A 9373-nucleotide genomic window follows, 5' to 3' on the forward strand; every position below is an offset into this window, starting at 1 on the left:
CCGCGACGGCGCGGCCGCCCGGGCCATGCGCGAAGTTCGATCACGGAGTGTTCGATCACGGAAAGGAAAACGGGCGACGCGACGTGCGCGTGCACAGCTGTTCTCGCACAACCGGGGTGAGCTGTTCGTTAGTTCAGGTGACGGGCACGTTCACCGCAGCGCTGATCACACTGTTGCTGGCAGCTGCACGCGGCGCTTCGGCAAGTGCGGCAATGAAGCCGGGATCCAGCGGCAGTGCGCCGAACCAGCCGTGCTGGGTGCCGCTGAGCACGCGCAGCATGTGCCCGCGCCCGCCCGGCATGCGCCCCATCGGCCCAAGCAGGACGTCGCGCGCATGCGCCCATAGATCGCCATTGGACTGGAACAGCGGCGTCAGCCAGCGGCTCCAGCGCTGGTACACCGCCACATGCGCACGCCGTTGTGCCTGGTAGGCCTGCAGCGCCGCTTCGCCACGGTGACTGCGCAGTGCATCGCGCAGCGCCAGTGCATCGATCAGGGCCATGTTCACGCCCTGCCCCAGCTGCGGGCTCATCGAATGTGCAGCATCACCGGCCAGCACCAGGCGGCCATGGTGCCAACGCTTCATCACCGCATCGCGGTACACCGCGCGTGCCAACTGGCCGGCATCGCGCAGGTGCGTGAAGCGCGCGCTGGCCTGCGGCCACAGGGCATGCAGTTCCTGCAGCCAGGGCGCCATGCCGTCCTGCTGCCAGCGTTCGAAATCGTCACGCGGCAGGCTCCAGAAGAAGCTCAGGCGTGGCGTGGCGTCACCGGGGCGGGTGCCCACCGGCAGCAGGCCGATCATCTTGCGCGCCGCCACGTAGCGTTGCCGCAGCTCCTGCATGTGCGGCCAGTCTTCGGCCGGCAGCAGGCACCACAGCGCACCCCACGGGTACACCCGGTCCAGCGCGATGCCGCCCTCTACGCTGCCGCGCAGGGTGGATGCCGCACCATCGGCGGCCACCACCAGGTCGAACGGGCCGTGCCAGCGCCCCTGTGCATCGCGCACGCGCCCCTGTGCGCTGTCCACCGCCTCGATGGCAGTGCCCACGTGCAGGTGGCCGGCGCCTTCGCGCGCATCTTCCAGCAACGCGAACAGCGCACCGCGCTGCATGCCCAGCCCGTGCAGGCGCGCATCCAGACCGGCATAGCCCATGTCCATCACCGCGCGTTCGCAGGGCGTATCGCCGTACAGGCGGTGCACCGGCGCGGCATGTGCACGCACGGCGTCAAGCAGGCCCATCTGCCACAGCACCTGCAGGCCGCTGGGCTGCAGCAGGAAGCCGGCCCCTACCGGGCCCGGCTGGGGCACGCGCTCGAAGATCTCCACCTCGTGGCCATCACGGGTGAGCAGGATGGCCAATGCCTGGCCAGCGGTGCCGTAGCCGATCACGGCAATGCGCAGTCGTTCCGTCATGCCTGCATTGTGCCCGAGGCGGATTGCCGATGGCGAAGGAAACCGGCGACGGCACCCACGCATGGCGTGGATCTGCTGGCCGACTCCGGAGCGCCTGATGGCTGACGGAACGGCCGGCGCTCCGGGACCGTCCACGACATGGATGTCGTGCGCCATTCCCTGCGCAAAAAAAAACCCCGCCGTAGCGGGGTTTTCAACGCACTGTCGAGTGGATCACTCGGCCGGCGTAATGTTCGAAGCCTGGGCACCCTTCGGGCCCTGGGTCACGTCATAGGTGACACGCTGACCTTCCTGCAGGCTGCGGAAGCCCTTGGAGTTGATGGCGGAGAAGTGCGCGAACACGTCGGCGCTGCCATCCTCCGGCGAGATGAAGCCAAATCCCTTGGCGTCGTTGAACCACTTGACGGTACCGTTCGGCATGTTAATGCGAGACCTTTGCAATGAATGGGTGGTGTACGCTGAACCCGCGTACCGGCTGAGTATGCAAAGCTTGCCCGAGGATGACAATCACCCCCGCGCCAATTCGCCTACCAGTTCCGGAAGTCCGTTGCTGGCGGCCTGCACGTTTGCCAGCACTTCGGCCATGGTGATCTCCTCGCCGTCGCCACAGCCGGCGGCCCAGTTGGCCACGATCGCCAGGCAGGCGTAATCCAGCCCCAACTCCCGTGCCAGCGCGGCTTCAGGCATGCCGGTCATGCCCACCAGATCGCAGCCATCGCGCCGCATGCGGGCGATTTCGGCGATGGTTTCCAGGCGCGGGCCCTGGGTGGCGCCGTAGCAGCCGCCGTCGTGCACCTTCACGCCGGTCACTTTCGCCGCCGCCAGGATCTTGCTGCGCAGCATCGGCGTGTACGGGTGACCGAAATCGACGTGGACCACGTCGGTGCCGTCTTCTTCGCAGATCGTGCTGATACGACCCCACGTGTAATCGATTACCTGGTCCGGACAGGCCAGCACGCGCGGACCGAAATCGTCGCCGATGCCGCCCACCGTGTTCAGCGCCAGCACGCGCTGCGCGCCGATCTGCTGCAGCGCGGCCAGATTGGCGCGGTAGTTGATCTTGTGCGGCGGCAGCGAATGGCCCTCGCCATGGCGGGCCAGGAAGGCCACGCGGTGGCCCAGCAGGGTGCCAACGCGCACCGGGCCCGACGGACGGCCGAAGCGGGTCTCGACCTCATGGGTCTGCACATCGTCCAGCTTGGCCAGGTTGTAGACACCGGTACCGCCGATCACGGCCAGGGCAATCTGTTGCATGGGAATCACTCCAGAAAAAGACGAACGCCGGCACCCGAAGGCGCCGGCGGGAGGGTGGGACCGGCCGCGGGCGGCCGCGCCGTCACTCCTTCATGGCATAGATGGCCGGCACGCAGCGCAGGGTCTCGTTCACATCCATGCCGAAGCCGAACACGTAACGGTCCGGCAGCTCGATGCCGGCGTAATCGGCGGTGACGTCCGGCAGCGCGCGGTCGTGCTTCTTCACGGTCATGGCGGCGATGCGCACGTCGGTGGCGCCCTGTTCCAGGCACCAGGTGCGCACGCCCTGCAGGGTGTAGCCCTCGTCCAGGATGTCGTCCACCAGCAGCACGCGGCGGCCGAACAGCGAGGTGGCCGGCTTGTGCTTCCAGACCAGATCGCCGCCGGTGGTTTCACCGCGGTAGCGGGTGGCGTGCAGGTAATCGAACTGCACGTCCTGGCCGCGCGCGCCCAGCTCCAGCGCCAGCTGGCCGGCGAACGGCAGTGCGCCGTGCATGATGGACAGGAACAGCGGCACCTCGCCCTGGTAGTCGCGCGCGATGGCGTCGGCGATGCTGGCAATGGCCTTGTCGATGGTGGGGCGGTCGACCAGCAGGTCAGCCTGGGCCAGGGCCTGGGAAATGGTGAGGTTCGGCATCAGACGGTTCTTCCAAGGGTTTGCAGCAGATGGGATTGGGTGGTGCCATGGCGGGCATCGGCCAGCAGGCCGTCCCAGCCAAGTGCGCCGCGGCCAAGCAGGCCCAGCAGCGCGGCGGTATTCAGTGAACGGCCCTGCACGGCGTGCAGGGCTTCATCGACCAGCTCGGGGTGGCAGACCAGCACCACGTCGCAGCCGGCATCGAGGTGGGCATGCACGCGCGCCGGCACGCCACCGGCGCTGTGCGAAGCGGCCATGCCGATGTCATCGGAGAACACCACGCCGCGGAAGCCCAGTTCACCGCGCAGGATGTCCTGGATCCAGCGCGGCGAATAGCCGGCCGGCTCGGGCGCCACCTGCGGGTAGATCACGTGGGCCATCATCACCGCATCGGCACCGGCGGCAATGCCGGCGCCGAACGGCACCAGGTCCTGCGCGCGCAGTTCGTCCAGCGCGCGCGGATCGATGGCGGTATCGACGTGGGTGTCTTCCAGCACGGTGCCGTGGCCGGGGAAATGCTTGAGCGTGGCGGCCATGCCCACCGCATGCATGCCGCGCACATAGGCGGCAGTGAAAGCGGCGACCACCTGCGGGTCTTCGCTGAAGGCGCGGTTGCCGATGGCGCGGTTGCCACGGGCCAGATCCACCACCGGGGCAAAGCTGAGGTCCAGGCCGCTGGCGCGCACTTCACTGGCCATCAGCCAGGCGTGCTGCTCGGCCAGGGCCAGCGCCTGCTGCGGATCGCGCGCGTAAAGGGCACCGATGTCCTGCAGCGGCGGCAGTTCGCTGTAGCCCTCGCGGAAGCGCTGCACGCGGCCGCCTTCCTGGTCCACGCAGAGCAGCTGCGGGCGCGGTGCGGCGGCGCGGATGGCGGCGGTCAGATCGGTCACCTGCTGGCGCGAGGCGAAGTTGCGCTTGAACAGCACCACCCCGGCCACGGCATCATGCTGCAGCCAGTCGCGTTCCTGGGCGGTCAGTTCAGTGCCGGCAACGCCGATCAGCAGCATGGGTCGATCTCCACAACAGGCGCCCGCATGGCGCAGTGCCGCATTGTCGCAGAACCGGCCGATGGACGCAGTGTTCGGCTGAACACGGGAATGGGGTCGGGAATCGGGTCAGAACCCCTGCGGGAATCCGACCCCGGGGTCGGATCCCCGCAGGGGCTCTGACCCCGCGCGTACTACACCGCGCAGCCGTCCGGGCCGCAGGCTGCTTCACCCGCAGCGGCCGAGGGGGCGCCCTGCTCGGCGGCGATCTGGCGCAGGGCCTGGGCGAAGGCTTCGGGCGGTTGCGCACCGGAAATCGCCCAGCGCCCGTCGATCACGAAGGTGGGCACCGAGGAAATGCCCAGCGCCTGCGCGTCGGCCAGCTTGGCCTGCACCTGGGCCAGGCCGCGATCGGACGCCAACATCTGTTCGATCTCGGCCGCGGCCAGCCCGCCGGCGGCGCCGGCCTTCACCAGCACGGCGGGGTCGGCCAGGTTCTGGCCATGCTCGAAGTGGGCGCGGAACAGCGCTTCGCCCACCGCATCCTGCACGCCGTGTTCGCCGGCCAGCCACAGCAGGCGGTGCGCAGGCAGCGTGGTCACCCGCACCTGGCCCTGGCCGAAGTCCATCGGCAGGCCCTCGGCCTGCGCGGTGGACTGGGTCTGGCCCAGGATCTGTTCGGTGCGCTCGGCCCCGCCGAACTTGCGCGCATAGGCCTGTCGCAGCGGAACCGGCGTGGCGTCAGCGTCCGGGTCCAGCTGGAATGGCTGCCAGTGGATGTCCAGGGCGGGCGCATCGGCGCCCAGCAACTGCACGCCCTGCTGGAAACGATGCTTGCCGATCCAGCACCAGGGGCAGACCACGTCGGAATAGATATCGATTCTCATGCCCCCAAGATGGGGGCCGCCCGCCGCGGCAAAAGGGGGCGCTACCGGCCGATCAGCGCTTCACCACTGTGAATAGGGGTGACTGGCCAACGCAACATTGTAATAGCGCGCGTCGTCGGTCACTTCCGCGCCCACCCAGTCCGGCAGGTCGATGGCCTGGTCGGCGCTGTCCAGTTCCACCTCGGCCACGACCAGGCCGGCGTTGTCGCCCAGGAACTCGTCCACTTCCCAGGTCAGCCCGGCGTGTTCGACCAGATGGCGGCGCTTGTCAATCAACCCGCCCACGCACAGCGCCAGCAGGTCGCGGGCATCGTCCACGGGGATGGGGTAGTCGAACTCCTGGCGGGTGTGCCCCAGGGTGCGCGACTTCAGGTTCAGCGCCGCCTGTCCGCCTTCGATGCGCACGCGCACCGAGGCGTTCTGGGTGCCGCGATCCAGTGCGCCCATGTCGTTGATATAGCCCTGCGCCATCGGAATGACCCGATGCGCGGCAGTACGCCAACCGTCGCCGGTCACCAGAAACTTGCGTTCGATTTCAATGCCCATGCGCGAAGTATGCGGCCGCCGGCGGCAGCCTGCCTACCCGGCGCGCGGCCGCCGCACTACACTGCGCCGCCCTGCAAGGATCGCTGAACCATGACACTGTCCCTTTCCAAGCTGCGCCCGCTGGCGATGACCCTGCTGCTGCCCGCGGGCGCTTGCCTGGCCCAGGCCCCAGCACTGCCCACCCTGCAACAGGCACAGGACGCGATGGATCTGGCGATTGCCGAGCAGATCGCCGCGCGCCCGCGCAGTGACAGCAGCAGCCTGGTCGCGATGGCGTTCCGGCCCACGCTGGAATCGCTGAGCAGCTGCGCGATGGGCAGCACCGCGGACATCGCCACCTGCATCGTGGTGGGCAGTGCCGGCATGAAATCGGGTGCGCGTCTGCTGCACCTGGCCTGGGTGGATGGCCAGTGGACCCTGCCCGATCCGCGCCGCCTGCCGACGCCCGCGCCCAGTCGCGAGGAAGTACAACCGCTGCTGCGCGCGCACCTGGCGACCGTGGCGGCGCGTGAGAGCGATGCCGAGGAGCGCGCGCGCTTCGTGCTGGCCGCGCGCGACGCGCAGGTGCTGGAGGTTGCCGACTGCGAAGTGCCCGACGAGCGTGCCGTGTTCGAATGTGCGGTCACCGCCCAGGTAGGCGATGAGCGAGGCACCGAAACGCTGGCATTCATCCGCGAGGATGGCCAGTGGCGCAGCGCGCCGGCACCCTGATCCTCCACGTGCGGCGGCGGGCACCGGGGTATTGCCGGTGCCCGCGCGTTGTCAGCGCTTTTCGAAGACCGCGATGCTTTCCACGTGCGCGGTGTGCGGGAACATGTCCATGGCACCGGCGCTGACCAGGGTGAAGCCCTGTTCGTTGACCAGATAGCCGGCATCGCGCGCCAGCGAACCGGGGTGGCAGCTGACATAGACGATGCGCTTGAACTGCTTCAGCGGCAGCTGCTGCAGCACTTCGATCGCGCCCGAGCGCGGCGGGTCCAGCAGCAGCTTGTCGAAGCCCTGGCGCATCCACGGGGTGGCGCGCTGGTCCTGGGTCAGGTCGGCGCTGAAGAACTGTGCATTGGCCAGACCGTTGCGCTCGGCGTTTTCGCGCGCGCGCGCGACCAGGCCGGCATCGCCTTCCACGCCCACCACTTCACGCACCCTGCGGGCCAGCGGCAGAGTGAAATTGCCCAGGCCGCAGAACAGGTCGAGCACGCGCTCATCGGCGCCCGGCTCCAGCAGTTCCAGCGCACGGGCGATCATCGCCTCGTTCAGCTTGGCATTGACCTGGATGAAGTCCAGCGGGCGGAAGGCCAGTTCCACGTCCCACGGCGCGAGCCGGAACGACAGCGGCACGCCCTGCCCGTCCAGCGGGTGCACGGTGTCCAGGCCGCCCGGCTGCAGGTAGATGGCAAACCCGTGCTGCTGGCCGAACGCGGCCCAGGCGGCGCGGTCGGCGTCGCTGAGCGGCTGCAGGTGGCGCACGGTCAGGGCAATGGCGTTGTCGCCGCCGATGAACTCGATCTGCGGAATGTCGCGCTTGCCGTCGAGGCCTTCAATGAAGGTGGACAGGTCCTGGACCTTGGTGCCGATTTCCGGGATCACAGTCAGGCACTGGCTCAGGTCAGCCACGAAACGCGGATCCTGTTCGCGGAAACCGACCAGGGTCTTGTCCTTCTTTTCCACCCGGCGGACCGAGAAACGGCCCTTGCGGCGGTAGCCCCAGCTGTCCCCGACCAGCGGCGGCAGCACGCTGCCCGGGGTGACGTGGCCGATGCGCTCCAGGTTGTCCATCAGCACGCGCTGCTTGGCCACGATCTGCTGGCTTTCGTCCAGGTGCTGCAGCACGCAGCCGGCACAGGTGCCGAAGTGCGGGCACTTGGGGGTGACGCGCTGCGGCGAAGCCTGCAGCACTTCCACCGTGCGCGCCTCGTCGAAGTGACGGCTGCGGGCGGTCTGTTCGGCCATCACCACTTCGCCCGGCAGGGCGCCGCTGATGAAGGTGACCTTGCCGCCTTCGCCTTCACGGCGGGCGACGCCACGACCGTCATGGCTGAGGTCGAGGATTTCGGTCTGAAACGGGGTACGGTCGATGCGGGAACGGGATCGGGCCACGTGGCGACAGGCTGCGGGCAAAAAAGGGCGCACATTGTCGCAGATCCTGGCCGGGCGGGCCGATGGCCGCTTGCACACGCTGCCGCCGTGCATGATGATTGTCCACAGCTGACATGGAGGCAGCCCTATGCAGATGACCCCGCGGACCAACCGGCCCCGCTTCCTGCTTGTCGAGGACGACATCATCAGCCGCGGTTTTTTCAAAGCGGCGTTGGAAACGTTACCAGCCGATGTGGACACTGCTGACTCACTGGCCAGCGCGCTTGCCCGTGGCGAGCCGGGCACGCATGACCTGTGGCTGATCGACGTGAACCTGCCCGACGGCAATGGCGCCCAGTTGCTGCGGGCGCTGCGCCAGTCGCATCCGGACACCCCGGCCTTGGCGCATACCGCCGACGGCGATGCCTCCATTCATGCCAGCCTGCGCGAGGCCGGCTTCAGCGACACCCTGGTGAAGCCGCTGGGCCGTGATCAACTGCTGAAAGCGGTGCGCCGGGCGCTGGTGAACAGCCCGGGCGCTGCGCCGCTGCCGCCGGCCGCGGTTGAGCTGGCCGTGGAGGACTGGGATGAGACGGCCGCCCTGGCGGCGCTGAACGGCCAGCGCAACCACCTGATTGCCCTGCGTGAGCTGTTCCTGGCCGAACTGCCGGGGGTACGCGATGCGGTCGAACAGGCGGTGGACCAGCACGACGAGCGCCAGCTGCGCAGCCAGCTGCATCGGCTGCAGGCCAGTTGCGGCTTCGTGGGGGCGGCCCGGCTGGGCCGTGCCGTGCGCCAGCTGCATCACGCGCCCGACTCCGGGCAGGCCCAGGCGGGCTTCCGCGCCGCCGTGGCTTCCCTGCTGCACTGAGCGTGTGGGGGGCGGCAGGGCTTGCAGCCCTGCACCTGCCGAATCAACGTCAACGTCAACAGCGGGCATTCCGTGGGGTGGCGGGGCACTGTGGGTGTGCGGGGACGGCGCAAGTACGTCCATGTAGCCTTGGTCGCCGCATCCATGCGGCTCACACCCCGCACACCCACAGTGCCCCGCCTTCGACAGTTTTCCGCGATCTGACGGAACGGCACGGGGTCGGATCCCGTTGCCGCGCAACGGGCTCTGAGCCCAGAAACAATTCGGTATCTGACAGATTGTGTCGACCAAGGTCGACACCTACCAGAGCAAGATGCGGTTCCGAGAGGTCGCGGGGGACTGTCACGGGGTCCCGGCGGCCAGTAGATCCACGCCATGCGTGGATGAATCTCAATCGGAATCGAAAGTTTCGAAGTGCGTTCGAAAAGCATCCACGCATGGCGTGGATCTACCGTGTCGACCAAGGTCGACACCTACCAGAGCAAGATGCGGTTCCGACAGATCGCGGGGGACTGTCAGAGGCGGGGCGGTGTGGGTGGGCAGGACCGCAGGCGCCATGGATGGCGCCTACGAGCCTTATCTGATGGAAATCTGGCAGCGTAGGTGTCGAGAGCCGGCGTGGGCCGCCGTATGAGCCTGGATCTCGACGATCGCCGTGTAGCTTGGCGCCCACGCCGGATTCTCCCTTGATCCGCCCGA

General features: G+C 68.3%; 10 protein-coding genes. 2 read left to right on the forward strand and 8 right to left on the reverse strand.

The features are described 5' to 3' along the window. Positions 1–133: 133 nt before the first annotated feature. The 7 genes from C1922_RS16180 to C1922_RS16210 form a co-directional block, all read right to left on the reverse strand. Entirely contained in the window at positions 134–1417 is a 1284-nt protein-coding gene (locus tag C1922_RS16180) for an NAD(P)/FAD-dependent oxidoreductase (protein WP_108750697.1), read from the reverse strand. A gap of 213 nt (positions 1418–1630) precedes the next feature. Further along, the gene (locus tag C1922_RS16185; RefSeq protein ID WP_005410590.1) at positions 1631–1837 is read right to left on the reverse strand and encodes a cold-shock protein; all 207 of its coding nucleotides are present in this window, start codon (positions 1835–1837) and stop codon (positions 1631–1633) included. A gap of 87 nt (positions 1838–1924) precedes the next feature. Then, positions 1925–2671: an S-methyl-5'-thioinosine phosphorylase gene (locus C1922_RS16190; RefSeq protein WP_108750698.1), complete on the reverse strand. Its 747-nt coding sequence runs from the start codon at positions 2669–2671 to the stop codon at positions 1925–1927. Positions 2672–2753: 82 nt separating this feature from the next. Then, on the reverse strand, positions 2754–3308 hold the full coding sequence (locus C1922_RS16195; RefSeq protein WP_108750699.1) for a hypoxanthine-guanine phosphoribosyltransferase: 555 nt from the start codon (positions 3306–3308) through the stop codon (positions 2754–2756). Continuing rightward, positions 3308–4315, reverse strand: coding sequence for a beta-N-acetylhexosaminidase (gene nagZ / locus C1922_RS16200; protein ID WP_108750700.1), 1008 nt, complete (start codon positions 4313–4315; stop codon positions 3308–3310). The genes C1922_RS16195 and nagZ overlap by 1 nt, the downstream gene beginning before the upstream one ends. Positions 4316–4488: 173 nt before the next feature. After that, the gene (locus tag C1922_RS16205; protein WP_108750701.1) at positions 4489–5181 is read right to left on the reverse strand and encodes a DsbA family oxidoreductase; all 693 of its coding nucleotides are present in this window, start codon (positions 5179–5181) and stop codon (positions 4489–4491) included. A gap of 60 nt (positions 5182–5241) precedes the next feature. Next, on the reverse strand, positions 5242–5727 hold the full coding sequence (locus C1922_RS16210) for a CYTH domain-containing protein (RefSeq protein WP_108750702.1): 486 nt from the start codon (positions 5725–5727) through the stop codon (positions 5242–5244). Between the two features lie 90 nt (positions 5728–5817). Between C1922_RS16210 and C1922_RS16215 the strand changes: the two genes are divergently transcribed. Next, complete coding sequence (locus tag C1922_RS16215; RefSeq protein WP_108750703.1) at positions 5818–6438, forward strand: hypothetical protein; 621 nt, start codon at positions 5818–5820, stop codon at positions 6436–6438. A 51-nt stretch (positions 6439–6489) separates the two neighbouring features. Here C1922_RS16215 and rlmD read toward each other — a convergent pair whose 3' ends face one another. Further along, on the reverse strand, positions 6490–7824 hold the full coding sequence (rlmD, locus tag C1922_RS16220) for a 23S rRNA (uracil(1939)-C(5))-methyltransferase RlmD (RefSeq protein ID WP_108750704.1): 1335 nt from the start codon (positions 7822–7824) through the stop codon (positions 6490–6492). 127 nt (positions 7825–7951) lie between these two features. On the opposite strand from rlmD, the gene C1922_RS16225 reads away from it, so the two are divergent. Further along, entirely contained in the window at positions 7952–8674 is a 723-nt protein-coding gene (locus C1922_RS16225) for a response regulator (protein WP_108750705.1), read from the forward strand. Positions 8675–9373: the final 699 nt, after the last annotated feature.

This window comes from Stenotrophomonas sp. ZAC14D2_NAIMI4_7, from assembly GCF_003086675.1.
Taxonomy (GTDB): Bacteria; Pseudomonadota; Gammaproteobacteria; order Xanthomonadales; family Xanthomonadaceae; genus Stenotrophomonas.